The following is a 26489-nucleotide window of genomic DNA, read 5'->3' as shown; positions in this document are numbered from 1 at the left end:
CCAAAGAAATCTGTTCTATTCAGATGACGCTTTGACTTGACGCGCCGCTTTCTGCACGGAATTCATCACCTCGCGCGGTGTCATTGTGCCGCCGAGCATCTGCTGAACGCCTGCCGCATACACATCGGCGATTTCAACGTCAACATCCATATCAAACCACGGCACCATTGTTTCGGCGCGGACGATATCCTGCACGGCTTCACGCTGGATCGGGGTGGAATTGTTTTCTGTCGCCGTTCCCTGAACCGCGCTGTATTTACCGACGTCTTTTATCAGCTTCTCTCCCATTTTTTTCGAGGTTAAAAACTGAAGAAATTCCATGGCTTCTTTCGGGTGCTTCGTTTTTGAGGAAATCATAAATCCTTCCGGAGATCCGGTCAGTGCACGGGGAGATCCCTTTTCGCCGCTGATTTTCGGGAAAGGAAACAAGCCCAGATTGACCGGTTCGACGAGCTTAATTTCTGCCGTTTCCGCATAAATCATCGCCGCTTTGCCGCTCGTAAACTGCTGGCGCACGTATTCGTGATCAACGGAGTTCACGTGCTTTGTAAAGTACGGCAGAAGTTCCTGAAGCTTTTCAAGCGCTTTGACATAGCCTTCGTCCGTAAACTCCCCGGTTTCCGGGCTGTAATCCTTCGCCCGCGTTTTTTCATCCACCATACGCTGGTTCAGCGTCCCGATATAATGAGAAATGGTCCAAGGCGCTTTTGTGCCGAAACTGATCGGAATATATCCGTTCTCTTTCAATTTCTCAGAGACTGTGATCAGTTCATCCCATGTCGCCGGGGGCTTCAAATGTAATGAATTAAAAATGTCCTTATTATAAAAGAATGATTTAGCGTCCATTTGCCACGGAACACCGTACTGTTTTCCGTCATGCGTAAAAGGTTTGATTTGTGACTGCACAAGCTGTGAGGACCAATCTTTATCCTGCTGATAGTAAGACGACAGATCGAGGGCTTTATCTCCTTTGATGAATTTATAAGCAAACCGGTCGCTCCATGAAAAGAAAATATCAGGGGGGCTCGTTGTTCCGAGCATGACTTTCACCTTGTCTTTATAAGAATCGTTTAAGACCGCTTCCGTTTGGATATGAATATCCGGATGAGCGGCTTCAAATTCTTTGACCGCTTCTTCAAAATAGCTTTTTTCCGGCTCCTTCGGCCACCTGTGAAAAAACTTCAGAGTCACTTTTCCGTCAGAGGAACTGCTTTGGCTTGAACAGGCGGCGGCTGACAGACATACGGCTAACAGAACGAACAGGCAGATGAGCTTTTTCAGATGCTTTTCCTCCTTTGTCACCGGACTATAACGTTATATATCATTATAGTCCGGTGAAATATAATGCGCGTTCTTAATATTCGACTTTCCACATGTAACGCCGCTGGCTTAACGGATGGTTCCTTGCTTCCGCCAGCGCATCCGCATAGCTTCTGAGCACCCGGTTTAATACGAGAGGAGCCAGATAGCCTTTTACAGAATCGTCAATTCCGGAAAAATCATATGCTGCCGCATCAAGCACAGTCAGTTTTTTGCCGTATCTTTTTGAGAAGGAAAGCGCCCGCTCTTCAAGGGGTCTTGTTTCGTCTAAGCCGAGCAGGATAATAAATGGAACGGATTCATCAATGATTTCGAACGGTCCGTGAAAATATTCTCCGGCATGAATGGCGTGGGAATGAATCCATTGCATTTCCATGAGAATGCAGATGCTGTAGGAGTAAGCGACGCCGTAGTTCGCACCGCTTGCCATCGTGTAAATGATATCTTCTTTTTCGTGGGCTTTCGCGAATGCCTTTGCGTGATCCGCTTCTTGTTTAAGCGCTTTGTCATATACGGTCTGGAGCTTATTGAGTCCGTCGATCGCGTGCTCAAACGCGGTATGGTTTTCCAGCACGTGTAAAGCGCCGAACACGATTTGATACAGAACCCCGTAATTCGTGTTTATCGCCTGTGCATTCTCACCCCAGTCATACACCGCGACATATTCGGCTTCTTTCGCTAGCGGCGAATCAGGCTCAAAGGTCATCGCAATCGTAAGCGCGCCTTTTTTTCTGGCGAAACCGGCGGCTTTCACCGTTTCCGGCGTATTGCCTGACTGAGAACATAAAATCACGAGAGAGTTCTCCCCGAGCTGAACGGGATTGCGCTGAATAAATTCATTTGAACTGTAGAGATCAGAGCTGATGGCTTTCGCCTCTCTGTCAAACACGTACTTGCTCGGATACATAATGGCTGAAGAACCCCCGCAAGCGACGAAAAAGACGTGGTCAATCGTTTTTCCTTTCAGATCATCCAAGAAAGCCTGAACTTTGTGATTCACTTGTGCGGCAGTTTGACTCAAATCCTTCACTCCTCAGTGTTTTATTATATAACGTTATATAACATTATATAACGTTATATTAATCGCAACAAAGGTGCGTTGTCAATCATATTTTCTGAAATTTCTAAAATATAAAATAAACCCGTCTTATTTGCCGCCCTCTCTTGACCTGACCCTTAGAGACACGTTTAGAATGAAAAACAGGGAGTGATTCAGAATGAATATAAAAGAAGCCGCCAGACAGACGGGTCTCACGAAAAAAGCCATCAAATATTATGAGCAGGAAGGTTTAATCACCGTCAGCAAAAACCCTGATAACGGATACCGTGAGTATTCCGCTCAGAACGTGAATACGCTGAAAATGATTGCCGCCCTCCGAATGCTGGCACTGTCTGTAAGCGATATTAAAGCGTTCCTCTTAGAGGGCAGCAGTCTGCATGATATACTGCGCCGGCAGCATCAAAAGCTCAGTCGGCAGATTGAAGAGCTTGAGCAGGAACGGAAACTGACTGAAATGCTGATCAAGCGCGTGGAAGATGCGGAAAATGTCGATTCAATTCTGCATGATATCGGCGAGGTCAAAATAGATGAACCGAAGTATATGGGACTTCAGCTGAAAAAACTGTTCCCGGGAGATTTCGGAGAATTTATCGCCGCGCTGTTTGAACCGTTCCTCGACTTTTCTATTGATACAGATGAGAAAAAAACGATATGGGCGGAGCTTATTAAAGTATTGGATGATATGGAAGAAGTTCCGGCTGCACACCCGATAATGCAGCTGGTCGGCAAGGAAGATCCGGCTCAGCTTCAGCAGCACAAAGTCCAGCATGACCAATTTATCGAGCGGATTTTGGAGAGAGACCCCGCCACTTGGGACACTCATAAAAACATCATCATTCAGCTTGTGAAAAGAGTGCAGACAGATGAAGAATACAGGGAAAGCCTGATCAAGGTCGGAGAATCCGCTTCTGATCTGCCCGCGCTGAAGGAGGGATCGCCTTTCAGCAATCTTCTTCAAAAGCTCAGCCCGAAATATGACACGTATGTGCGATTTCAGCTTGAACTGAAAAAAGAAGCCGACGAGGAACTCGGCTTTGATTCAGAAGCATATTTAAAACAGATGCTTCAATCAAAAAAACGCTAAGGTTCGTCTCCTTAGCGTTTTCTTTCTTCAGCTTCAGTGCTGCGCGTTAATGCGGTCAACGACATTAGCGATGAGCTGCTCTTTTCCTAAGTCGGAATCTTCGTCAACGCTTGCTACTGTCAAAATGATGGCCGCTACCGCAAGAGCGATCGTCTCAATGGCGGCCGCTGCGTTTAAAAATACCCATACAGCCGTTGCGCATTGGCCGATGGCCGTTGATTTTCCTTTGTCCATGCTCTTTTTGTCAAACTCTTCTTTCAGCACTTTCGCCATAATCTGCGAACCTTGATCAATGACGCTGTTCACTTTCTCATAATCGCCGCTGTAGACCGCCGCTTTCAACTCTTTAAAATAATCCGGCGATGACTTTTTAATATCAGCGATCACCTGATCGGAAACACCCATAAGATAAATACTGAAACTAATGAAATTTTTCACACTAAAAAAAGGGAGTGTTCATATGTTTTTGATGAATGATAAAGTGCTGTGGGGTGCTGTGGTTCTCGCCTTTATTCTGTCGATTGTGTTTTATCCGTTTCTTCCTGCTGATATGGCCATTCACTATGACGTGTCGAACCGTCCGAATACATCAATCAATAAAACGGCCGGCGTCCTGATTTTTCCCGTGCTCATGATGATCTGCATGTTATTCAGAAAAAAGGTCGTCCAGCTGTTCCTCGTCGTTTACTGTCTGCTGATCGTGCATATTGCAGTGATGTGGCTGGCACTGTAAACATAAAGAAAACCGGAGCCCTTAAGCTCCGGTTTTTCTTATTTATAAAATACTTTCTCAATGTTGTATTTCGACTGAAGGGTATTGATCGCGTACGTTTCGTAAATCTCCCTTTCCATCGGATCATTTACGACACATACTTCAATTTTATACACTTCGTCCCTGTGATGTTTAACAGGCGACACATTGTCTTCAAAATGCTTTTTGATTCTTTGTCTTAATTTACGGGCTTTCCCGACAAACAGCAGCTCATCATGAATGTTATAAAACATAAAGATGCCGCCTTTGTCTCTCGGAATTTGGTGAAAATCAATGAAACCGTAAATCGCTTTAATCGCCGGTTCATTCTCCGACGGTGACTGCTGCCGTTCCGTAATGGTTACATCAGGAGCAGGAAGGTTTATTTTTATCAAATGGGTCACGTCCTCTTATTCATTAAAGCTCCATCCTATCATAAGAATGCGCCAAAAGCTATTTTTTATTCAAGCGCCCCGGCCGGATCATAAAGGCTTACATCAATTTCCGTCTGCTGCCCGAGCGCGAGTTTCGCCAGTTCAGCCCCCAGATACGGCCCGCTCGTCAGTCCTGAGGCGCCCAGCCCGTTGGCAACGAGGAGTCCGCTGATATTCGGCACTTTGCCGATGACGGGAAGAAAACCGGGAGTAAACGGCCTGAAACCGACTCTTGTCTCTATTACAGTACTGTCTGAAAGCCCCGGCGCCACGGTTAATGCTTTGTCAAAAATCTCGCGGAGACCGCCGGCCGTCACCCGCAAATCCATGCCGGCCTCGTTTTCATGAGTCGCGCCCGCTATGATTCTGCCGCTGTCAAAGGCGAGAATGTATTGATCGTTTGGAGGCATGACGACGGGCCAGCCGCCCGTATCCTCTCCCTGAAGCTCTAAATGAACGATCTGTGCCTTTTGGTATGATACTGAAAAGCGGATGCCGAGCGGCTCAAGCAGCTCTCTCGCCCAAGCGCCGGCCGTTACGAGAACCTGGTCGGCAGTAAGCGTGCGTTCTGCGGTTTTCACACCGATGACGGCACCGTCCTCTGTCAATATTGACGCTTCTTCATTGTAAACAATCGCGCCGTGCTTAACGGCCGCGTTTAACAGCGCCTTACGAAGCGCCCTCCCGTTCACCCGGGCCGCGCCGCTGACATGAACCGCCCCGTATTCCTCCGACAGCGCGGGGAACAGCGCCTTCGTTTCTTCCGGAGTCAGTCTTGTAATGTCACCGATTTCAGGGGCGTCCTCTCTTCTTTTATAAGCTCTTTCCTCCATTTGGCTGAGCTTTTTTTCATCCGTATGGAGGCTGACGGCACCGACCTTTTGATAACCGGTTTCTGTTTCTCCGTCCGCTTCAAGCTGCTGTATCAATTGGTTATAATAGCGGGCTCCGCCTTTTGCGATCGCATACCATGCCTGATTGCGGCGCTGTGACAGCCACGGGCAGACGATCCCCGCCGCGGCGTCAGTCGCCTGCCCCGGGTGCTTCCGGTCAATGACCGTTACATCCGCCCCGGCCTTTGCGAGATGATAAGCCGCGGACGCACCGAGAATGCCGGCCCCGATAATCAAATAAGACTTCATGTATAACACCTTTTCTATCTGTTTTGTCTTATTTATTTTAACAAATGGAGCGCCCGGTTCCTACCGGAGTCCTGACGGCAATGATGAGTTTCGAAAACGGAAACGTATAATAAAAGGAATACGTTCTTGTCTGAAAGCCGTTTTCCTCAAGAATTGCTCTGTATTGTGATGTATTTTTTATATCTGACACGGCCAATGTGCCGCCAGGCTTCAGCACCCTCACCATTTCCGCAATCGCCCGTTCCCTCTTTTTTCTGCCTGAAATGTTGTGTACGGTAAAATGTGAAATGACAAGGTCAAACGTCTCATCAGGAAACGGCATGTCTTGCGCCAGTCCGTCATACAGATCAATTTCCGGCGCTCTTTCAGCCTGTCTGTTCTTTTCAAATGCGTCTCTTCCGTTTCCGACCAGGTCCCAGCTTGACCATTTGTCAATCGCTGAGACGTCAGCGCCTTTTTGAGCCGCGGCGATGGCTAATAGCCCCCGCCCCGTACCGACATCAAGCACCTTCATGTCCGGCTTTAAACCGGATAGCGCAAGAATGCGATGGCGGTGTAAAAGTTTAATGGCCGTTGAATACAAGAGCATCCAAAGACCGAGCAATAAAAACAAGGTGCCCGTCAGCCAGCCCCAGTAAGGAGGAATCATACCGCATAACGTGGCTGCAGCATAAAGGAGCGCAAGAAAGATAAATCCAAACGCTCCATAAGGCGCATCAATGCCGTATCGTGTTGTCATAACACCCACCCCTTTCAATATTTATCCAAATGGTATACCATATTATTCTAGCAAAAGCCGAAAGGAGATACGACCATATGAAACGCGGCATTACATTTGACATCCCAAATCAATTCGGACGGTTTGCGGCAGATATATTACAACCGTTCCCCATCTCTTCCTATACGTGGTTTATCGGTGATGGAGAGGCGTATACTGAATTCAAAGATGACACCGATACAGACCTGTTTCCGCAAAATCAGCGCATCATTCAGGGTCAAGAACTCCGTCAGCGTCTGGAAGGAAACCCTTATTATATGATTTTTGCTGAATTGAAAGCTTTCCCGGGCGGGATGGTAACGGAAATCAATACGTACGAGGAGTATTTGGAGAGTTCCTGTGAGCTTGTGCTTCTCATTGCAGATTGCTCGTATGTAACGTTATATTGCAAAGATCCGGATATGCTCGAAGCCCTTTATCAGCAGGCTGTACAATGCGGATTTCTCCGCGTTGACTATGTTACAGATGAGAATGATGCGAGAACGGGATTGTCTGTCTGATGAAGGTGCGTTCTTTTTATGAAGCGCCTGATAGGGCTTAGGATTCAAAATATTGACAAATTCGTGTGTTTTCAACAAAAAAACAACCCTCTCATGTATACTGAGTGCGTAACTTACATATGAAAGGGGTATGGCAATGAAAATCAGCTTGAAGAAAAAAGCAGATTTTTGGAAGAAGACGGCGGTTTCGTCACTTATTTTCACCATGTTTTTTACCCTGATGATGAGCGGTACGGTTTTAGCGGCCGGGCTGAATAAGGATCAGAAGCGCCGGGCGGAACAGCTGACCAGCATCTTTGAAAACGGAAAGACGGAAATCCAATACGGATATGTTGAAGCGTTGGATGACGGAAGAGGTTACACTTGCGGGCGGGCCGGCTTTACGACGGCTACCGGAGATGCGCTGGAAGTAGTCGAAGTATACACGAAAGCGGTGCCGAATAACAAATTGAAAAAGTATTTGCCTGAATTGCGGCGTCTTGCGAAGGACGAAAGCGATGACATCAGCAATTTGAAAGGATTCGCTTCTGCCTGGCGCTCACTTGGCAATGATAAAGCCTTCCGCGCTGCCCAGGATAAGGTAAATGACAGCTTGTATTATCAGCCGGCGATGGAACGTTCAGAAAATGCCGGACTGAAAACGGCCTTGGCAAAAGCAGTGATGTACGATACGGTGATTCAGCATGGCGACGGCGATGATCCGGACTCCTTTTATGCCCTGATTAAACGCACGAACAAAAAAATGGGCGGGTCACCGAAAGACGGAACTGACGAGAAGAAATGGCTCAATAAATTCTTGGATGTGCGCTATGACGATCTGATGAATCCGTCAGATGAGGACACCCAGGATGAATGGAGAGAATCGGTTGCCCGTGTCGACGTTTTCCGCGATATTGTCAAAGAGAAGAACTACAATTTAAACGGGCCGATTCATGTCCGGTCAAGCGAATACGGTAATTTCACTATTCAATAAACAAAAAAACCCCGCCATATGGCGGGGTTTTACTATTAACCGATGGAGCCTTCCATTTCGAATTTAATCAAACGGTTCATTTCAACTGCGTATTCCATCGGGAGTTCTTTTGTGAACGGCTCGATGAAGCCCATAACGATCATTTCTGTTGCTTCTTCTTCAGAAATACCGCGGCTCATCAAGTAGAAAAGCTGTTCTTCAGAAACTTTTGATACTTTCGCTTCGTGCTCCAATGAAATGTTGTCGTTCAGGATTTCATTGTAAGGGATTGTATCAGAAGTTGATTTGTTATCCATAATGAGCGTATCACACTCGATGTTTGAACGGGCGCCGTCCGCTTTCCGTCCGAAGTGGACGATACCGCGGTATGTTACTTTTCCGCCCTGTTTCGAAATCGATTTTGATACGATTGTGGATGACGTATTCGGTGCAAGGTGAATCATTTTCGCGCCTGCGTCCTGATGCTGTCCTTTACCCGCAAGAGCGATAGAAAGCGTCATGCCGCGCGCGCCTTCACCTTTCAGAATGACAGCCGGATATTTCATCGTCAATTTAGAACCGATGTTTCCGTCAACCCATTCCATCGTCGCGTTTTCTTCACAAACCGTACGTTTCGTTACTAAGTTGTAAACGTTGTTCGCCCAGTTTTGAATTGTTGTATAACGGCAGTAGCCGCCTTTTTTGACGATGATTTCAACAACCGCGCTGTGAAGCGAGTTTGTTGTGTACACAGGAGCCGTACAGCCCTCTACGTAATGAACGCTTGCTTCTTCGTCAACGATGATCAGCGTACGTTCGAACTGACCCATGTTTTCAGAGTTGATGCGGAAGTAAGCTTGAAGCGGTGTTTCAACCTTCACGCCTTTAGGCACGTAGATGAAAGATCCGCCGGACCAAACAGCTGAGTTCAGCGCCGCAAACTTGTTATCAGTCGGCGGAATGACTTTCGCCCAGTGCTCGCGGAAAATGTCTTCATTTTCTTTCAGCGCGCTGTCTGTGTCTTTGAAGACGATGCCTTGCTCTTCAAGATCTTCTTTCATATTGTGGTAAACAACTTCGGATTCGTACTGTGCAGAAACACCGGCAAGGTATTTTTGCTCAGCTTCAGGAATACCGAGTTTGTCGAATGTCTGTTTAATTTCCTCAGGCACTTCATCCCAAGAACGCTCTGAACGCTCAGACGGCTTTACGTAATACGTAATTTCGTCAAAGTTTAAAGAGTTTAAATCCCCGCCCCACTGCGGCATCGGCATGTTGTAGAAATGCTCAAGAGATTTCAGGCGGAAATCAAGCATCCATTGAGGCTCTTCTTTCATGCGTGAAATTTCTTCTACGATTTCTTTTGTCAATCCGCGCTCTGAACGGAAAATGGAAACGTCCTTATCGTGAAAACCGTACTTGTATTCACCAATTTCAGGCATTTTTTTAGCCATCCATTTTCACTCCAATCTTTTAATTGCCGCCTTTTTCGCCAGCGACTCCTTTTTCAAGTGCTTTCCATGAAAGGGTGGCACATTTAATCCGGGCCGGGAATTTCGAAACGCCTTGAAGAGCTTCAATATCCCCGAGATCTATCGAGTCGTCATACTCTTTCCCTTGCATCATGTCTGAGAAAATCTTAGACATGGAAAGGGCGGTATCAATATCTTTTCCTTTAATCGCCTGCGTCATCATGGAAGCTGAAGCCATGGAGATAGAACAGCCTTCCCCTTCAAACTTCGCTTCCTGAACAGTATCGCCGTCAAGCTTCATTGTCAGTCTGATCCGGTCGCCGCAAGTCGGGTTGTTCATATCGACGACGATGCTGTCATCCAAAACCCCTTTGTTGCGCGGATTTTTGTAATGATCCATGATCACTTGTCTGTATAATGTATCTAAATTTGCATTAAAAGACATTTGTAAAGTACTCCTTTGTCTTTTGGAGGGCTTCCGCGAGCTTATCGATCTCTTCCTCTGTATTATACAGATAAAAACTCGCTCTCGCAGTAGCAGATACATCCAGCCATTTCATGAGCGGCTGGGCGCAATGATGTCCGGCTCTGACCGCAATGCCCTCAGCATCGAGGACAGTCGCGACATCATGAGGGTGAACCTCATCAAGATTAAATGTCACAAGTCCCGCCCGCTCTTTCGGACCGTATACCGTCACGCCGTCTAGCTGCTCGAAACGGTCAAGCGCATAGGCTGCAAGCTTATGCTCATGCCGGGAAATCTCGTCGAGTCCGATCTCTTCAAGAAAATCAATCGCAGCTCCCAATCCGATCGCGCCTGCGATAATCGGCGTGCCTGCTTCAAATTTCCACGGAAGCTCTTTCCAAGTTGATTCATAAAGCCCTACAAAGTCGATCATTTCGCCGCCAAATTCGGCCGGCTCCATATTCTCAAGCAGTTCTTTCTTGCCGTACAGCACGCCGATTCCCGTCGGGCCGCACATTTTATGGGAAGAAAGCGCGAAGAAGTCGCAATCCAAGTCCTGAACGTCGATTTTCATGTGCGGTGTGCTTTGCGCCCCGTCCACCACGATGACCGCGCCATTGTCATGAGCGATTTTGGCGATCTCTTTAATCGGGTTGATCGTGCCGAGCACGTTTGACACATGAGCGACTGCCACGATCTTCGTATGGCTTGTGACAGTCTGCCGGACGTCGTCTAACGAAAGCGTGCCGTCTTCCTGCATCGGGATATATTTTAAAGTCGCGCCGGTTGCTTTTACTGCCTGCTGCCACGGAATGATATTCGCATGATGCTCCATTTGGGTGATGACCACTTCATCACCGGGTTTTAAGCTGGCGCGGGCATAGCTCAGCGCCACCATATTCAGTGAAGTTGTCGTGCCTTTTGTGAAAATGACCTCAGCCATTGATTTCGCATTGATAAACTTACGGACTTTTTCACGCGCACCTTCATAGCCGTCTGTCGCTCTCGTGCCAAGAGTATGAACGCCTCTGTGGACATTGGAATTGTATTTGCTGTAATACTGATCCACTGCTTCAATGACAGCACGCGGCTTCTGGGAAGTCGCCGCGCTGTCAAGGTACACGAGGTCATGTCCGTTCACTTGCTGATGAAGGATCGGGAACTGTTCACGAATATCGGTGATATTCATTATTTTACTTTCCTTTCGATGACGGAGACGAGCTGTTTCTTAACTCCTTCAATCGGAAGCTCTTTTACCACCGGAGCAAGGAATCCGTAAATGACTAAGCGCTCCGCTTCTTCTTTCGGAATTCCGCGGCTCATTAAGTAGTAAAGCTGGATCGGGTCCACACGGCCGACAGATGCCGCATGTCCTGCAGTTACATCGTCTTCATCAATTAAAAGAATCGGGTTTGCATCTCCGCGTGCTTTTTCACTCAGCATCAGAACGCGGGATTCCTGTTCAGCGTTTGCTTTCGACGCGCCGTGCTCGATTTTGCCGATTCCGTTAAAGATGGAAGATGCGGCATCTTTCATGACTCCGTGCTTCAGGATATAGCCTTCAGAAGCCTTACCGAAGTGGATGATCTGCGTCGTAAAGTTTTCCGTCTGTTCTCCTCTTCCGACAACTACGGTTTTCGTATCGCCGTATGTGCCGTCTCCGTAGAGGTTTGTCGTGTTTTCAGAAATCGTGTCGCCGTCGTTCATCAGTCCGAGCGCCCACTCGATTCTGCTGTCGCGTCCGCGCGCGGCTCCGCGGCGGTTGACGTATGTTGTGACGCCTGCTGACAGGTTGTCAACGGCGCCGTACGTCACGCTGGCATTATCACCTGTGACCACTTCACTGATAATGTTGAATACAGCTTCTTTCGGATTCACCGTGCTGATGTAGTTCTCAACGTAAGTGACGGAGCTGTGGTCTTCAGCGACGATCAGCACGTGGTTGAACAATGCCGTGTCATTGCTTTCATGAACGTAAACGGCCTGAACAGGCGTCTCCACCTGAACGTTTTTAGGAACATAAAGGAATGCCCCGCCGTTCATTAATGCTGCATGAAGCGCAGTCAGTTTATGTTCGTCGACCTTAACGCCGTCTTTCATGAAATACTTCTCAACGAGGTCGCTGTGCTCACGAGCAGCCGTTAAGATGTCCGTAAAGATGACGCCTTTGTCTTTCAATTCTTTAGAAAGAGAAAGGAAAGCGGGCGTTTGGTCACGCTGCACGTATAACGTTTTGTCTTCGTTTTCGATATCGATCAGCGCTTTTGCTTCATCAGCTAAATCTTCTAAAGAAGCAAGCGGCGCATTTTCTACTGTATGCTTGTTGAACTTTGTAAAGTTCCAATTTGTGATTTTTGTTTTATCAGGCTTAGGCAGCGGCAGATCGTCAGCTTTTTCAAGAGCCTGTAAGCGCAGGTTTTTCAGCCAGGCAGGTTCTTGATGCTTTTCGGAAAAGCCTTTGACATATTCCTGATCTACGGATAGTTTCGTTTCCAATGTCATGATTATCCCCCTAACGCTTACGCTTCTTGGCCTACAGTTTCGTCTTCAATGCCTAGTTCTTGTTTAATCCAGTCATAACCTTCCGCTTCAAGGCGCTGTGCAAGCTCCGCGCCGCCGGATTTCACTACGCGTCCCTGCATCATAACGTGAACGACATCAGGCGTAATGTAGTTCAGAAGGCGCTGGTAGTGAGTGATCATTAAGCAGCCGAAGTTTTCGCTGCGCATTCTGTTGATTCCTTTAGAAACGACTTTAAGTGCATCGATATCAAGACCTGAATCGATCTCGTCAAGAATGGCGATTTTCGGCTCGATCATCATAAGCTGAAGGATTTCGTTGCGTTTTTTCTCCCCGCCTGAGAAACCTTCGTTCAGGTAACGCTGCGCCATTTCAGGGTCCATTTCAAGGAACTCCATGTTTTCGTCCATTTTGCGGATGAATTTCATAAGAGAAATTTCATCGCCTTCTTCACGGCGGGCGTTAATCGCAGAGCGAAGGAAATCGGCATTTGTCACACCGCTGATTTCGCTTGGGTACTGCATCGCCAGGAAAAGACCCGCCTGAGCGCGCTCGTCCACTTCCATTTCCAGTACATCCTTGCCGTCAAGCGTGATGCTGCCTTTTGTAACTTCGTATTTCGGGTGTCCCATAATCGCTGCTGAGAGCGTGGATTTACCGGTACCGTTCGGCCCCATGACAGCGTGGAATTCGCCGCCTTTTATTTCAAGGTTTACACCTTTTAAGATCTCTTTTCCTTCGATTTCAACGTGAAGATCCTTGATCGTTAATGTTGAAGCAACCATATCTATACCTCCAAAATATATAATCATTATTCTCAATTTATTCTCATTCTAATTTTATAACAAATGAAAAGTAAATACAACTTTTTATATTACCCGGAACATTCCTAAAGTTTATCAAAGATCAAGGCGTAATTAAAGCTGTTTGAAACAGAAAAAGGGCGGAAATCCACCCTTTTTTACTGACCGATTTTCTCATTAAGCTGCGCTGCGAGGAACTTGCTTTTTTGATATTCAAGCTCCCTCTGCCGTTCGACTTCCATCCTTTTTGAAAGACGCCGTCCGTATTCCTCGTAGCCGATGCCGTGTGACTTCTGCATCGCTTTTTCCATTTCAGGCGTATAGTCAAGGTCCAGTCTCTCGTGGCTGGTGCAGATAATGAATCAATCCCTTCATCTATTTGTTTCTATTGTAACAATGATCCGCTGCTCCGGCCAAAGAGAGTGTGCCCCTGAATCCTTTCGAATGTGCCGGAATCCGGCGCTCGCTTTATCTGAAAAACGGTATTCACACGATTGCTCTTTCTAATGCGTCGTATGTCCGAATTCCTGAATACACTGCTGCACGAGGGTCACTCCCTGACTGAGAGCCGCACCGCCCCCGAATGCCGCCGCGACGCCGATGACCTCAAGAATGTTTTCTTCTGTCGCCCCTTGGTCAAGGCAGCCCTTCGTATGATAAATCATGCAAAATTCATCTTGAGCGCTGATGCTGATGCCCAGAGCGATTAATTGTTTCTCTTTTTCAGTTAATGAATCCGCTGAGAAACACTGTTCAGTAAATTCATTAAACTTCCGCCCCATCATCGGCATTTTTTGCTCGAATATACCTAAACCTTCTTTATATTGTTTCAATGCGTCATGCACGCTTTTTCCGTTATCCTGGTATTGAGCCACTGCCATTCCCTCCAATAAGTTAACCTTCCTTTTTATTATGGACAGTTCTCCGATTAATACCCGAAAAAAACCCCGGATGATTCATCCGGGGTTTTTGCTTTATTCAGATACGGGAAGCACGGCTCCGTCGTATTTTTTCTCAATAAAGTCTTTGATTTTCTTAGAGTGAAGCACTTCCATAAGCGCTTTGATTTTCTCTGATTTTTCGTCACCTTTGCGTACGGCGATGATGTTTGCATATGGGTTGTTTTTCGTTGATTCCACTTGAATCGCATCTTTTAACGGATTCAGTTTGTTTTGAATCGCATAGTTGACGTTAATGAAGACTGCATCGCCTTCTTCTTCATTATATGCTTTCGCCGTTAATTCAGGGGCGATTTTTTTGAATGTCAGGTTTTTCGGATTTTTCGTAATGTTCTTCGTAGTGGCTTCAATCGTTTTTACCTTCGGATCAAGTGTGATCAGTCCGGCTTTTTCAAGCATCGCCAGCATACGGCCTTGTTCAGCGACATTGTTAGTCATGATGATGGTCGCGCCTTTAGGCAGGTCTTTCAGTGATTTGTATTTTTTCGTGTAAATTCCGAATGGCTCAAGGTGAACGGCTCCGGCATTCACGAGTTTGTAATCTTTATTTTCTTTCATTTCCTGTTCAAGGTAAGGAACATGCTGGAAGTAGTTCGCATCCACTTCATTATCAGCTAACGCTTTGTTGTACATTTTGTAATCGTTCAGCACTTTTACTTTTAATGTATAGCCTTTTTCCTTCAAGAGCGGTTCCGCTTCTTTTAAGATTTCAGCATGCGGTGTTTTTGTCGCGGCGACGACGATTTCCTTTTTATTTGAGCCGTTTGATCCGCAGGCAGCCAAAACTCCCGCGAACACAAGCAGCAGCGCACTTAATACAATCTTTTTCAATGTAAATCCTCCCTTATCTTTTGTCTATTATATTTGTAATCACATCACCGATAATCTGAATGATAAAGACGATGATGAGTATAAATACTGTCGCTACAAACGTTACATCCGTATTATTGGACTGGTAGCCTTCTACATATGCAAGGTTTCCGAGTCCGCCTGAACCGATGGCGCCGGCAATGGCGGTAGATCCGATCAGGGCGATGGCCGTAACGGTGATGCCTGAAATTAAAGCAGGCATTGATTCAGGAATCAGCACTTTGAAGATAATCGTCGATGTCTTTGCTCCCATTGATCTGGCAGCTTCGATGACTCCTTTATCGACTTCCCGGAGCGCAATTTCCGCAAGACGGGCGTAAAACGGCGCGGAGCCGATAATCAGCGCCGGCAATGCGGCGTTCGGTCCTAAAATCGATCCGACCAAAATCTTAGTAAAGCCGAGAAGCAGAATAATTAAAATAAGAAACGGAATAGACCTGAAAATATTAACGACCGCCGCAATCACGGTGTTAATGATTTTATTTTCCCATAAGCTTCCCTTGCCCGTTAAAAAGAGCAGAAGACCGAGAATCGCTCCAATGACAAATGAAAAAACTAATGCGATGACCGTCATATAAAGGGTCTCGTATGTGGCCGTCCACAGCTCGGTTATATCAACGTTCGGGAACCATTTTTCAAACATTTGTGATCACCTCTGCTTCTACCTGTTTGTCTTTGATGAACCGGATCACGTTTTCTACTTCTTTTTCCTGACCGTCAATATGAATGAATAAAGAACCGTAGGCTCCGTCCTTCGTCTGTGAAATTTTCCCCTGCAGAATATTGACGTCCACATCAAAGTTTCGGATCATTTCCGTAATGAGGGGCTGCTCAGCGGCCTGCCCGACAAATGAAAGCTGAATCGTTTTTCCTGTCGCTGTTTCCTGCAGAAAATGCTGGATGGTTTCTTTCGTCTCCTCCGGTTCTGTCACCTGCTGAACGAAACGCTTGGTCATCGGTTCGCGCGGGTTTCTGAAAACTTGGAGTACTTCGCCTTCTTCAACGACTTTCCCGTTTTCCATGACGGCGACTCTGTTGCAGATTTTTCGGATGACATGCATTTCATGGGTAATGAGCACGATCGTCAGACCGAGTCTGTCATTTATATCGGATAAAAGATCCAAAATTGAATCGGTCGTCTGCGGATCAAGCGCTGATGTCGCTTCATCGCACAGAAGGACTTTCGGATTATTGGCGAGCGCCCGGGCGATGCCGACACGCTGCTTTTGACCGCCGCTCAGCTGCGACGGATAAGATTTTTCTTTCCCCTCTAATCCGACCAGTTTAATCAATTCATCAGCGCGGCGGACCCGTTCGCTTTTTTTCACGCCTGCGATTTCCAGCGGGAACATAATGTTCTCCCGAACGGTGCGCGACCACAGAAGGTTAAAATGCTGGAAGATCATGCTGATTTCCTGGCGCGCTTTTCTCAGCCCGCGGCTGCTTACTTTATTTAATTCCGTCCCCGCGACTTCCACGGTTCCCGACGTCGGCTTTTCAAGGCCGTTCAGGAGACGGATTAAGGAACTTTTACCAGCTCCGCTATATCCTATAATTCCAAATATTTCGCCCTTTTTGATATCAAGAGTGACATCTTGGACAGCATTGACATCCCCATGCTTCGCTTTGTAAATTTTTGAAACATTTTGAAGATGGATCAAAGCAATCACCCGCCTTACACTATTCTAAGAAATCTTCCGGGTTTCTCCGCAAAAGAAAAGCCTTTCTGCAAAAATGAGCAGAAAGGCTTATTGAAAAAGGCCTTTCTCTCATCTTTCAAAGCAGACCGCTTCGAGTGAATTGGCACCATTTCAACATTGTTGATGGTTGCCGGGCTTCATAGGGCACTTCCCTCCACCTCTCTTGATAAGAGAAAACATATCGTATTTTCGTCCGGAAATTCTTACTGTAGAATAGCACGGCGAATGATAAAAAGTCAATAAAATAAATATTGGAAGCTATTGTCACATAGTAGATTGGCAGTTACGGCCGTTTACTGATCGCCTGAAAAAATCCGTTTGTCAGCCAGAGGATGGCCTCCAGCTTCAGCAGAGCTCTGAATGATCCTTTCACTTTGAGTTTTCCGCTTTGGATAAGCTTTTGCAAAGAGACATCACCATGCAGGAGATGAATGATTTCCGTCTGGTTTCCGTAAAAGGTCAAATTAGATTTTTCCTTTGAAACCGACGTTTTTCTCATTTCTCCCTGTCCGTTAATTGAGACCGTTAAGGCTTCTGTTTCTCCTTGGAATGTAATCAGCAGCGTTGAGGCGTTTAATAGCGGTTTCAAAAACAGATGCTGTCCGTCATTCTCTGAAACTTCTATTTTCTCCACTCGTATAACCTCCCGTTTTAATGGCCATACATACACTTTCTCTTTTTAACGGACAGAACCCTTTATAAACCGCACGACATTTTCCTGTAAATATTGTCACATCGGGAACGTTTGCGATGTTTTTTGTTTAATCAGCTCATATAAATAGGAAACGGAGCGGAAGGCGTATCCTTTCTCAACAAGCTCTCCGCCTTTAAACAGCAAAAAGCACGGAACGCTTTCAATCTGATAGGCTTTGGCGAATGCGGGGGAATAATTCACGTTGTTTTTATAGAAGGCGGCGCCGGGCAGCATTTCTTCGACGACAGTAAGCATTTTGGACGCCAGCTGGCATGTGCCGCAAAACGGGGTGTACAAATACAGGAGATAAACGTCATCCTGAATCGATTCGAGTTCATTTTCTTGGAGTTCTTTCATGATTACCACCTCAGGTCGTTCTTTTTCAAAAATACAGTGTCAGCATCAAAGCCGGCTCTGATCAGCACAGATGCGAGATGATGGCCCGGGCACGACTCGACTTGCCTGTATGTTCTGTCTATATAAATATGGCGCGCTTCGGGAAGCTCCCGTTTCAGCTGTTTTCTTAATTTTTCTCCGGAGTCATCTGCGTCCGTTAAAATATAGACGTCTCTGTCAAACAGGCGGTCCGCCAAATCTTCCAGTTCGGTTTGGCCGATCGTCCCGTTTGTACAGATGATTTCCGCGGGTTCGATGAGCACTTCCCTGACTTTGATTTTATCAGATTTTCCTTCTACGATAATGACCTTTTCATCTCCGTTGTACATAAGCGCGTCACCTGCCGATTGTTTTAGCGTCAGATTGAAAAAGAAGGCAGTGAAATTCACCGCCAACTGTTAACACCAGCCATTCTCATAATCGCAATCGACATATTTCGGATCGCTGCCGTTTATGACATCGGCTGTTTTATAAAATTTTTGATTTTCAAATGAAAAGCCCTGTTTGAGCTCGTACTGGTCCATGCCTGTCATCTCGCCGATGGCTTCATTTTCATGAAACAAGGAAAACCGGCCGTTTTGAAAGCGGCCCGTAACGTTCTCCGTCACATCGACCTTTTGTTTATCAAAAGCCATTTTAGACACCTCCCGTTACAGATAGAATGTCCAAATGGCCCCTTTGCTATCCGATCAGTCTTCCTGTGTCATTTCGTCATATTGCTCGGAAGTCATGAGGTTTTCGATTTCTTCAGCATCAGCCGGTTCCACGACGATCATCCACGCTTTTTCATACGGAGACTCGTTTACGAATTCAGGACTGTCATCAAGGTCTTCGTTCACTTCCGTCACCGTTCCGTTAATCGGTGCGTACAGTTCGGATACGGTTTTGACGGATTCCACGCTGCCGAATGGCTCGTCCGCTTTAATTTCGGCGCCGACTTCCGGAAGCTCGACAAAGACGATGTCGCCAAGTTCGGCTTGCGCGAAATGTGTAATCCCGATGCGGGCTTTTCCGTCCTCAACTTTGACCCATTCGTGCTCTTTGGAATAACGCATATCTTTCGGTGTGCTCATCTAAATCCCTCCATTTTTTTCTTATAATAAGAAGATACCATAATTCTTTGAACCTGGCATTACATCCAATATTTTTCGAATTGGTCTTCTTTAAAGCCGACAGTGACTTTTTCGCCGTCTGTCGTAATCGGGCGTTTCAGGAGCATACCGTCTGATGCCAGGAGTTCAAGCTGTTCATCCTCTGACATGTGGTACAGTTTTTCCTTTAAGTTCAGCTCGCGGTATTTCATTCCGCTCGTGTTGAAAAACTTTTTGAGCTCAAGACCGCTCTTTTCATAAAGGTCTTTAATTTCTTCTTTCGACGGAGTTTCCTCCGCGATATGTATTTCGTTTATTTCCTTACCGCGGTCTTCCAGCCATTTTTTCGCATTACGGCACGTTCCGCATTTAGGGTACCAGTAAAAATTTAACGACATCTTCTTCACCCCTTGTAAATGATCGTCGTTATTTTAACACAATCACTTGTAAAAACCTATAACGTTGCTTCATGAAAAAGCGCCCCTGATGAAGGAGCGCTTTCAGCATGTGATCAGACCGTATATTTTTCTTCACGGAAGACGGCGGCTGCCGCTTCACGTTTTTTCTGAATGAGGTTTTTCGGCGTCAGGCGCGTCAGTTTGCGCAACACGGAAAGCATCATGCGGAGGGAATCTCCTTCCTCCATGGCGATCAGTGATTCTTTGGCGTGCGCTTCAATGTTCTGAAGGGCTTCCTGAGCAAAGATTTCCGTATATAACAGCTTCTGCGCGGCTTTTTCGGCACCGTCCGCCGCAATTGCTTTTTCCGTTCTGAGGACGGCTGACTCCAAAGCGTACAGCGCGCTGACAATATCGGCAATGTTCACCATGATTTCCTGCTCGCCTTCGATCTCTTTGCCGTATTTCTGCGCCGCGAGACCCGCTGTCAAGAGGGCGATCTTTTTCGCCTGTCTGACAATGTATTTTTCCTGTTCAAGAGGTTCTGAGCCCGGCTCTTCAGGCATCAGCATCATGAGTTCTTCTTGGAGCGCTTTTGCTTTTTCAAAGAGCGGCAGCTGACCTTTTACGGCTTTTTTCAGGAACGTGCTCGTTACGATCAGGCGGTTGATTTCATTTGTGCCTTCAAAAATTCTGTTGATTCTTGAGTCGCGATAGGCGCGTTCCACTTCATATTCCTGCATAAATCCGTAACCGCCGTGAATTTGAACGCCTTCGTCGGCAATATAATCAAGCGTTTCAGAACCGCACATTTTGTTGAGCGAGCATTCAATCGCGTACTCGGCGATTGACTTCGCGACTTCGCGTCCGTCTTTTTGCTCCGCTTCCGTCAGTCTGCTCATATTATCTTCGAATAAGCCCACTGTTCTGTATACAGAGCTCTCCATCGCGTAAAGCCGAGCTGACATCGTCGCAAGCTTTTCCTGAGTGAGCGTGAAGCTTGAGATCGGCGTTTTAAATTGACGGCGCTGGTTTGCATAAGCGGCAGACAGCTCAATCACCCGTTTTGAAGCGCCGATTGTGCCGACGGCAAGCTTGTAGCGCCCGATATTCAGGATATTAAAAGCGATGACATGTCCTTTTCCGATTTCGCCGAGAAGGTTTTCTTTCGGGACTTCCGCCTGATCTAAAATCAGCGTTCTTGTCGATGAACCCTTAATCCCCATTTTTTTCTCTTCCGGTCCCGTTGACACGCCCGGATAGTTCTTTTCTACGATAAATGCAGAAAACTTATCTCCGTCCACTTTAGCGTAGACGACAAAGACATCTGCAAAGGCGGAGTTTGTAATCCATTGCTTTTCTCCGTTAAGAATATAGTGTGTGCCCGCTTCATTCAAAACAGCCGTGGTTTTCGCGCCGAGGGCATCTGAACCTGAACCGGGCTCAGTTAAGGCGTATGCCGCGATTCTTTGTCCTGAAGCCAAGTCCGGCAAATAGGTTTTTTTCTGTTCTTCCGTTCCGAAGAACACGATCGGCAATGAGCCGATCCCGACGTGAGCGCCGTAAGACAGCGAAAAGCTGCCGGCACGTGAAAACTTTTCCGTAATGAAGGCTGAACTGATTTTATCCAGGCCGATTCCGCCGTACTCTTCAGGCACGTCTGCTCCGAGGAGGCCGAGATCTCCGGCTTTTTTCAGCAGTCTGACCGAATGCTCGAACTGATGATTTTCAATTTCATCGATATAAGGAAGCACATCGTTTACGACATAGTCTTCTGTCGTTTTGCCGATCATTTTGTGTTCGTCTGTAAAGTCCTCCGGAGTGAATATTTGATCATATCCCGTCTCTTCAATCAGAAAGCTGCCGCCTTTTTTGACGTTGACCGTTTCCTGTTTCATGTTCGTTTCCCCCTTTTTTTAAATGAGTTCAAATACGCCGGCAGCTCCCATGCCGCCTCCGATGCACATCGTCACCACGCCGAATTGCTCGTTTCTCCGTTTCATTTCATGAATGAGTGACAGGGTCAGCTTCGTTCCCGTGCATCCGAGCGGATGTCCGAGCGCGATGGCGCCTCCGTTGACGTTCACTTTTTCTTCATCTATCCCAAGCGATCTGATGACTTGAATGGCCTGTGAAGCAAAGGCCTCATTCAATTCAAAAAGCCCGATATCCTGTAATTCGAGTCCGGCAAGCTTGAGCGCCCGCGGAATGGCTTCAATCGGACCGATCCCCATTACCTCAGGCGGAACGCCCCCTACGGCAAAGGAACGGAATTTGACAAGCGGCGCCAATCCGAGCGACGAAGCTTTTTCGCGATCCATCAGCATGACAGCCGCCGCGCCGTCACTTGTTTGTGAAGAGTTCCCGGCCGTCACGGTTCCCGTTTTAGAAAAAGCCGGACGGAGCTTCGCCAAGACATCAGCCGATGTGCCGGGACGAACGCCTTCATCTTGAGAAAAGGTAAATTGTTTTTTCCGCGGCTTATGGTCATCACCGACTTCTGTCAGCGATACTTCAACCGGCACGATTTCGTCATTGAATTTCCCTTCTTTAAGGGCTTTTGCGGCATTCTGATGGCTGCGGACGGCAAATGCATCCTGGTCTTCTCTGGATACGCCGTACGTTTCGGCTACCTGCTCCGCTGTGTGCCCCATGCTCATGTAATACTCAGGCGCATGCTCCGCCAAAGCGATATTCGGCCGTGTCACATGCCCCATCATCGGAACTTGCGACATGGATTCCGCACCGCCCGCAATGACGGTGTCACCCGCGCCGATCATGATTTTTTCAGCACCGTAAGCGATGGATTGGAGCCCGGAAGAGCAATAGCGGTTCACCGTAATGGCCGGCACCGTATGAGGAAGCCCCGCCAGCGCACCGATATTCCGCGCCATATTTAATCCTTGTTCGGCTTCAGGTGTTGCACATCCGATAATTAAGTCATCGATATTTCCTTCATAGCCGCCTGCCCGTTTCAGCGTTTCTTTTACACAAAGCGCTCCTAAATCATCAGGACGAACGGCTGCAAGCGATCCTTTTTTCGCTTTACCGACCGGAGTTCTCGCACCGGCCACAATGACTGCTTCTCTCATAAACACCCTCCTAGTTCCGTAAAGGTTTGCCTTTGACGAGCATATGCTGCATTCTCGCTTGAGATTTCGCCTCGCCAGCGAGGCTTAAAAAGGCTTCTCTTTCAATCTCGAGTAAATATTCTTCTGAAACCTCCGTGCCGAACGGGACTCTTCCGCCGGCAATGACATGGGCCAGCTTCTTCGCAATCTTCATATCGTGATCGGATAAATAACCCGACCGTCTCATTTGGTCTGCTCCGAGCAGTAATGCCGCACACCCGGTTTCCCCGGTGACTTTCACTTTTTTGCGGGCAGGCGGGCGGTATCCGCTGTCATATAAGGAAGCAGCCAGCTGTTTCGCATCGTGCAGCAGGTGATCCTGATTCATGCTGATACGGTCTGCCGCGGACAAAATCTTCATATCACGGGCTTCGTGTGCCGAACCGGACACTTTGGCAAGCGCGATTGTTTCGAAGGTTTTAATCGCTGCGTCCATCAGTTCACTTCCGCCGTCCAAATAATTCATGTACAGCTCTTTGTTTCCTCCGCCGCCCGGAATAAGGCCGACGCCGGTTTCAACAAGACCCATATACGATTCGCTCGCCGCCTGAACGCGTGCCGCCGGGAGACAGACTTCCGTGCCGCCGCCGAGTGTCATCCCAAATGGCGCCGCGACAACGGGTTTAGCGCTGTATTTGATGTTCAGCATCGTCTGCTGAAAACGGCGGATGACAAAATCGACTTCCATGAAGTTATCATCCTGAGCTTCCATCAAAATCATCGCAAGGTTTGCCCCCGCGCAGAAATGTCTGCCTTGGTTACCGATGACAAGACCTTTATAATTCCGCTCCGTTTCCTCAAGCGCATTGTCAATCATCTGAATAATGTCTAAGCCGATCGCGTTGCTTTTCGTATGAAATTCCAGCAGCGCGACATCATCGCCGAGATCAATCAGACTTGCTCCGCTGTTTTTAGTGATAACGCCTTTTGTTTCTTTTAACGTTTGCAGGCTGATCCGTTTCGGATTTTCTTTCACAGCCCTGTATTGGCCGTCTGAATAGTAAAATGGTGTTCCGTTTTCCTTCATATAAAATGTTTCATGGCCCTGATTAAGCATTTCTTTCACCCAGCCGGGGAGTGCTGCGCCTTCTTCCTCGAGCCGCTCCGCTGATTTTCTGACGCCGATGGCATCCCACATCTCAAACGGTCCGAGCTCCCATCCGAAGCCCCATTTCATGGCGTCATCAATTGCTTTGATATCATCAGCGATCTCACCTAAAAGCCGGGCTGAGTATAAGAGTGTTTGCGATGTAATATTCCAAAGCAGGCGCCCGGCGCGGTCATCAGAGTATATAAGCGCTTTCATTTTGCCTTTGGCACCCTTTGCCTGTTTGGCGGCTTCTAAAGCGGGTGTCTTCATTTTCGAGCGCTCACCGTATGTCATGGTCAGCGGATCGAGTTCATATATTGTTTTACCTTCTTTTTTGTAAAAACCTTGGCCTGATTTGCTGCCCAGCCAATTGTTTTTCAGCATGTCATTCATAAATTCAGGAAGCTTAAACATGTCTTTTTCAGCGCCATCGGCTTTATCATACACATTTTTTGCCACATGGGCGAAAGTATCTAGCCCCACAACGTCAAGGGTTCTGAAGGTCGCGCTTTTCGGTCTGCCGATCAAAGGCCCGGTCACCGTGTCCACCTCGCCGATGCGGCAGCCGGAAGAAAGCATTTCTCTTACCGTGACCAGCAGGCCGTACGTACCGATGCGGTTGGCGATAAAGTTAGGCGTGTCTTTTGCGATGACGACCCCTTTCCCGAGCGTGTTTTCTGCAAATGAAGTCATAAACTCCAGCACGTCAGGATCTGTTTCCTGAATCGGAATGATTTCCAGAAGCTTTAAGTAGCGGGCCGGATTAAAGAAATGGGTTCCTAAGAAATGAGCTTTAAAATCGGCAGATCGGCCTTCCGCCATTTTTGTGACGGAGATACCGGACGTATTGCTCGACACGATGCTTCCCGGTTTCCGGTATTCATCAACGAGTGAGAAAATCTGTTTTTTTACGTCAAGATTTTCGACGACGACTTCAATAATCCAATCAGCATCCTTCAATTGAGCTGCGTCATCTTCCAAATTCCCCGCCGTTATATAGTCGAGATTGGCAGCCGAAGTCAGCGGCGCCGGTTTTTGCTTCAGCAGCTTTTGCATGGCCGATCGGCTCAGTCTGCTGCGGACCTCCGGGCTTTCTAATGTCAGCCCTTTTTTCATCTCATCCTTTGTCAGCTCGTTTGGCACAATATCAAGCAGCAGGACGGGAATTCCGATGTTAGCCAAGTGCGCGGCAATTCCGGACCCCATGACGCCTGATCCGAGAACGGCTGCTTTCTTTATAAACTTGTGCATGAGTCATCCCCCTTGAACTTTGAATGAATAGTCATTCATTTTTTCGGCAAAAAAAATGAAACCCTTTTCTTCTTACATCTTAAAAGATTTTCAGGATGACTTCAATAGCAAATATGGAATTTTTTTAAATTTTTCTGCTTCCGCATGTTCCATGGCGCGGGCGGGAAACTTAAACCCGGAGGTGAAGGGAATGGTGCGAGGGAGAAAAGATCCGTCTTCTGCCGCAGTGAGCGCGGCCAGCATGAAAGGAAATGCGGGACCGAAGCAAAAATACGGCGGCGGCAAACGGACGAGCCAAAATCAGCAATATAAAAAAGACAACATGGAATAACATGCTGCGGCTGCTTTTTGGAGCAGCCGTTATTTTTTGAAGATCCCTTTCAGCACAAATGCCGCATTTGCCGGGCGCTCGGCAATTCTTCTCATCAGGTACCCGTACCAATCGGTTCCGTACGGGACATACACCCTCATCCTGTATCCTTCTTCGGCAAGCTCCTTCTGGCGCTCCGTTCTGATGCCGTACAGCATTTGGAATTCAAACTGCTCCCGGGGAATCTGATGTTCGCTGATGAGTGTTTTCGTAAAAGAAATGATGTCATCATCATGTGTCGCCACCGCCGTTTCATGGCCGCTCAAAAGCTGCAGCTTAATCAGCTGCTGAAAATGAAGATCGGTTGCACTTTTATCAGGGAATGCAACGGCCGCCGATTCTTTATAAGCGCCTTTTACAAGCCTGAGCCGCGGCTTGTATGGCATCAGACCGCTGATGTCTTCAGCTGCGCGGTACAAATAAGCCTGAATGACGGTGCCGAGCATCGGGAAATCCGGCTTGCACCGCTTATACAGCTCAAGCGTACGGCCGCATCTTGAATAGTCCTCCATATCAATCGTTACAGGCACGCCGCGTTCTTTTGCCTCCGTCAATATGTCTCTGACATGCTGTTCCGCGAGCTTCTCGGAAATATCCAGACCGATGGATGTTAATTTCAGCGACAGCTCACAATCCAGTTGATTCTCGGCAATCGCCCTGATTGCTTTTTTACATTCTTCCGCCGTCCTTCTCGCATCCTTCTCTGAACCCGCATATTCACCTAGATAATCAATCGAAGCCGACAGCCCTTTTTGGTTCAGCCGCTTTACCGTTTTCACAGCTTCCGTGAGTGTTTCCCCTGCAACGAACCTTCCCGCACCGAAGCGGATTCCGTAAGCCTGGGCGAATTTTGTAAGCATTTTATTTTTCGACAAAAATAAACATATGCTCCGCAGCAAGGATGAACTCCCTCCTTTTTCTTTTATTCGTGTATGAATTTCCGGTCGCAGAGAAAGCTAAAAAGAACAGAATTGAAGGAGGCGTTTATATGAACAACCAAGAGCAGCACGGAAACTTGCCGCCTGCCGTCATCTCAACGAAAGACCATTTGTATCTTGAGGACATGCTGAACTGGAATCTGCTTGCCATGAAAAAAGCGCATTTTATGGCGGAACACTGCCAGAATCAGACGTTAAAACAAGAGCTTGATCAGATCGGCCGGATGCATCAGAAGCATTATCAGCACATATTGGGCCGCTTGAACCCCGATCAAGGCGGACAGACAACAACAGGCTATATGCAATAGGAGGACAATAC

Annotated in this window: 32 protein-coding genes and 1 riboswitch; of the genes, 6 read left to right on the top strand and 26 right to left on the bottom strand. The window is 47.3% G+C overall.

The window, feature by feature from the left end; genetic code table 11:
- Positions 1-15: 15 nt before the first annotated feature.
- Positions 16-1281, bottom strand: coding sequence for an ABC transporter substrate-binding protein (locus ABK447_RS04275; RefSeq protein WP_032865287.1), 1266 nt, complete (start codon positions 1279-1281; stop codon positions 16-18).
- Positions 1282-1354: 73 nt separating this feature from the next.
- Positions 1355-2341 carry an SIS domain-containing protein gene (locus ABK447_RS04270; protein WP_039253962.1) on the bottom strand — a complete coding sequence of 329 codons (987 nt, stop codon included), beginning with the start codon at positions 2339-2341 and terminating at the stop codon, positions 1355-1357.
- 196 nt (positions 2342-2537) lie between these two features.
- Here ABK447_RS04270 and ABK447_RS04265 point away from each other — a divergent pair, with 196 nt between their 5' ends.
- Positions 2538-3464, top strand: a complete 927-nt coding sequence (locus tag ABK447_RS04265; RefSeq protein WP_094031261.1) for a MerR family transcriptional regulator — start codon at positions 2538-2540, stop codon at positions 3462-3464.
- A gap of 33 nt (positions 3465-3497) precedes the next feature.
- On the opposite strand, the gene ABK447_RS04260 is transcribed toward ABK447_RS04265, so the two are convergent.
- Positions 3498-3851 (bottom strand): hypothetical protein, encoded by a 354-nt coding sequence (locus ABK447_RS04260; protein ID WP_224462835.1) that lies wholly within the window; start codon positions 3849-3851, stop codon positions 3498-3500.
- 73 nt (positions 3852-3924) lie between these two features.
- Here ABK447_RS04260 and ABK447_RS04255 point away from each other — a divergent pair, with 73 nt between their 5' ends.
- Positions 3925-4197: a DUF1648 domain-containing protein gene (locus tag ABK447_RS04255; protein ID WP_007410095.1), complete on the top strand. Its 273-nt coding sequence runs from the start codon at positions 3925-3927 to the stop codon at positions 4195-4197.
- Between the two features lie 38 nt (positions 4198-4235).
- Here the strand turns inward: ABK447_RS04255 and ABK447_RS04250 are convergent, their stop codons facing one another.
- The 3 genes from ABK447_RS04250 to ABK447_RS04240 form a co-directional block, all read right to left on the bottom strand.
- A complete protein-coding gene (locus tag ABK447_RS04250) occupies positions 4236-4610 on the bottom strand; it encodes a nucleotide excision repair endonuclease (RefSeq protein WP_007410094.1) in 375 nt (124 codons plus the stop codon).
- A gap of 65 nt (positions 4611-4675) precedes the next feature.
- A complete protein-coding gene (locus ABK447_RS04245) occupies positions 4676-5791 on the bottom strand; it encodes an FAD-binding oxidoreductase (protein WP_094031262.1) in 1116 nt (371 codons plus the stop codon).
- Positions 5792-5828: 37 nt separating this feature from the next.
- Complete coding sequence (locus tag ABK447_RS04240; protein ID WP_085342310.1) at positions 5829-6530, bottom strand: class I SAM-dependent methyltransferase; 702 nt, start codon at positions 6528-6530, stop codon at positions 5829-5831.
- Positions 6531-6607: 77 nt separating this feature from the next.
- Between ABK447_RS04240 and ABK447_RS04235 the strand changes: the two genes are divergently transcribed.
- Together ABK447_RS04235 and csn are read left to right on the top strand one after the other, a co-directional pair.
- Positions 6608-7069 (top strand): DUF2691 family protein, encoded by a 462-nt coding sequence (locus ABK447_RS04235; protein ID WP_085342311.1) that lies wholly within the window; start codon positions 6608-6610, stop codon positions 7067-7069.
- 136 nt (positions 7070-7205) lie between these two features.
- A complete protein-coding gene (gene csn / locus ABK447_RS04230; RefSeq protein WP_015240537.1) occupies positions 7206-8042 on the top strand; it encodes a chitosanase in 837 nt (278 codons plus the stop codon).
- A gap of 35 nt (positions 8043-8077) precedes the next feature.
- Here csn and sufB read toward each other — a convergent pair whose 3' ends face one another.
- From sufB to ABK447_RS04135, 19 genes are all read right to left on the bottom strand, one after another.
- Positions 8078-9475 (bottom strand): Fe-S cluster assembly protein SufB, encoded by a 1398-nt coding sequence (gene sufB, locus ABK447_RS04225; protein WP_007410090.1) that lies wholly within the window; start codon positions 9473-9475, stop codon positions 8078-8080.
- 19 nt (positions 9476-9494) lie between these two features.
- The gene (gene sufU / locus ABK447_RS04220) at positions 9495-9938 is read right to left on the bottom strand and encodes a Fe-S cluster assembly sulfur transfer protein SufU (protein ID WP_003151877.1); all 444 of its coding nucleotides are present in this window, start codon (positions 9936-9938) and stop codon (positions 9495-9497) included.
- Entirely contained in the window at positions 9928-11148 is a 1221-nt protein-coding gene (sufS, locus tag ABK447_RS04215) for a cysteine desulfurase SufS (RefSeq protein WP_007410089.1), read from the bottom strand. Before sufS ends, sufU begins: the two co-directional genes overlap by 11 nt.
- Positions 11148-12461, bottom strand: coding sequence for a Fe-S cluster assembly protein SufD (sufD, locus tag ABK447_RS04210; RefSeq protein WP_015240539.1), 1314 nt, complete (start codon positions 12459-12461; stop codon positions 11148-11150). Before sufD ends, sufS begins: the two co-directional genes overlap by 1 nt.
- A gap of 17 nt (positions 12462-12478) precedes the next feature.
- Positions 12479-13264: a Fe-S cluster assembly ATPase SufC gene (gene sufC / locus ABK447_RS04205; protein WP_094031263.1), complete on the bottom strand. Its 786-nt coding sequence runs from the start codon at positions 13262-13264 to the stop codon at positions 12479-12481.
- A gap of 176 nt (positions 13265-13440) precedes the next feature.
- Positions 13441-13593 (bottom strand): hypothetical protein, encoded by a 153-nt coding sequence (locus tag ABK447_RS04200; RefSeq protein WP_003151857.1) that lies wholly within the window; start codon positions 13591-13593, stop codon positions 13441-13443.
- 192 nt (positions 13594-13785) lie between these two features.
- Positions 13786-14163, bottom strand: coding sequence for a carboxymuconolactone decarboxylase family protein (locus ABK447_RS04195; RefSeq protein ID WP_029973602.1), 378 nt, complete (start codon positions 14161-14163; stop codon positions 13786-13788).
- A 93-nt stretch (positions 14164-14256) separates the two neighbouring features.
- The gene (gene metQ / locus ABK447_RS04190) at positions 14257-15072 is read right to left on the bottom strand and encodes a methionine ABC transporter substrate-binding lipoprotein MetQ (RefSeq protein ID WP_012118382.1); all 816 of its coding nucleotides are present in this window, start codon (positions 15070-15072) and stop codon (positions 14257-14259) included.
- A gap of 13 nt (positions 15073-15085) precedes the next feature.
- Positions 15086-15754 carry a methionine ABC transporter permease gene (locus tag ABK447_RS04185; RefSeq protein ID WP_012118383.1) on the bottom strand — a complete coding sequence of 223 codons (669 nt, stop codon included), beginning with the start codon at positions 15752-15754 and terminating at the stop codon, positions 15086-15088.
- Positions 15747-16772 (bottom strand): methionine ABC transporter ATP-binding protein MetN, encoded by a 1026-nt coding sequence (gene metN / locus ABK447_RS04180; protein ID WP_003151850.1) that lies wholly within the window; start codon positions 16770-16772, stop codon positions 15747-15749. The genes ABK447_RS04185 and metN overlap by 8 nt, the downstream gene beginning before the upstream one ends.
- Positions 16773-16877: 105 nt before the next feature.
- Positions 16878-16984: riboswitch (SAM riboswitch) on the bottom strand.
- Positions 16985-17094: 110 nt separating this feature from the next.
- Entirely contained in the window at positions 17095-17445 is a 351-nt protein-coding gene (locus ABK447_RS04175; protein ID WP_007410085.1) for an SCP2 sterol-binding domain-containing protein, read from the bottom strand.
- 96 nt (positions 17446-17541) lie between these two features.
- Complete coding sequence (locus tag ABK447_RS04170) at positions 17542-17862, bottom strand: thioredoxin family protein (protein ID WP_003151847.1); 321 nt, start codon at positions 17860-17862, stop codon at positions 17542-17544.
- 2 nt (positions 17863-17864) lie between these two features.
- Entirely contained in the window at positions 17865-18230 is a 366-nt protein-coding gene (locus tag ABK447_RS04165; RefSeq protein WP_032869737.1) for a toprim domain-containing protein, read from the bottom strand.
- Between the two features lie 69 nt (positions 18231-18299).
- Positions 18300-18536, bottom strand: coding sequence for a YusG family protein (locus ABK447_RS04160; protein ID WP_003151845.1), 237 nt, complete (start codon positions 18534-18536; stop codon positions 18300-18302).
- A 54-nt stretch (positions 18537-18590) separates the two neighbouring features.
- Complete coding sequence (gene gcvH / locus ABK447_RS04155; protein WP_003151844.1) at positions 18591-18974, bottom strand: glycine cleavage system protein GcvH; 384 nt, start codon at positions 18972-18974, stop codon at positions 18591-18593.
- Positions 18975-19033: 59 nt separating this feature from the next.
- Complete coding sequence (locus ABK447_RS04150; RefSeq protein ID WP_003151843.1) at positions 19034-19390, bottom strand: arsenate reductase family protein; 357 nt, start codon at positions 19388-19390, stop codon at positions 19034-19036.
- Between the two features lie 113 nt (positions 19391-19503).
- Positions 19504-21288 (bottom strand): acyl-CoA dehydrogenase family protein, encoded by a 1785-nt coding sequence (locus ABK447_RS04145; protein ID WP_015418167.1) that lies wholly within the window; start codon positions 21286-21288, stop codon positions 19504-19506.
- Between the two features lie 18 nt (positions 21289-21306).
- A complete protein-coding gene (locus ABK447_RS04140) occupies positions 21307-22482 on the bottom strand; it encodes an acetyl-CoA C-acetyltransferase (RefSeq protein ID WP_003151841.1) in 1176 nt (391 codons plus the stop codon).
- Between the two features lie 10 nt (positions 22483-22492).
- A complete protein-coding gene (locus tag ABK447_RS04135) occupies positions 22493-24862 on the bottom strand; it encodes a 3-hydroxyacyl-CoA dehydrogenase/enoyl-CoA hydratase family protein (RefSeq protein ID WP_038464257.1) in 2370 nt (789 codons plus the stop codon).
- 190 nt (positions 24863-25052) lie between these two features.
- Between ABK447_RS04135 and ABK447_RS04130 the strand changes: the two genes are divergently transcribed.
- Entirely contained in the window at positions 25053-25193 is a 141-nt protein-coding gene (locus ABK447_RS04130; protein WP_003151836.1) for a YuzL family protein, read from the top strand.
- A gap of 29 nt (positions 25194-25222) precedes the next feature.
- Here the strand turns inward: ABK447_RS04130 and ABK447_RS04125 are convergent, their stop codons facing one another.
- Entirely contained in the window at positions 25223-26131 is a 909-nt protein-coding gene (locus tag ABK447_RS04125; RefSeq protein ID WP_038459767.1) for a proline dehydrogenase family protein, read from the bottom strand.
- Positions 26132-26220: 89 nt separating this feature from the next.
- Between ABK447_RS04125 and ABK447_RS04120 the strand changes: the two genes are divergently transcribed.
- On the top strand, positions 26221-26478 hold the full coding sequence (locus ABK447_RS04120; protein WP_015418171.1) for a hypothetical protein: 258 nt from the start codon (positions 26221-26223) through the stop codon (positions 26476-26478).
- Positions 26479-26489: the final 11 nt, after the last annotated feature.

Origin of the sequence: Bacillus sp. hwrm1 (assembly GCF_040207805.1) — a bacterium.
GTDB classification, from domain to species: Bacteria; Bacillota; Bacilli; order Bacillales; family Bacillaceae; genus Bacillus; species Bacillus velezensis.
Note: the sequence above shows the minus strand (reverse complement) of the source record. Positions and strands in the feature narration are given on the sequence as shown.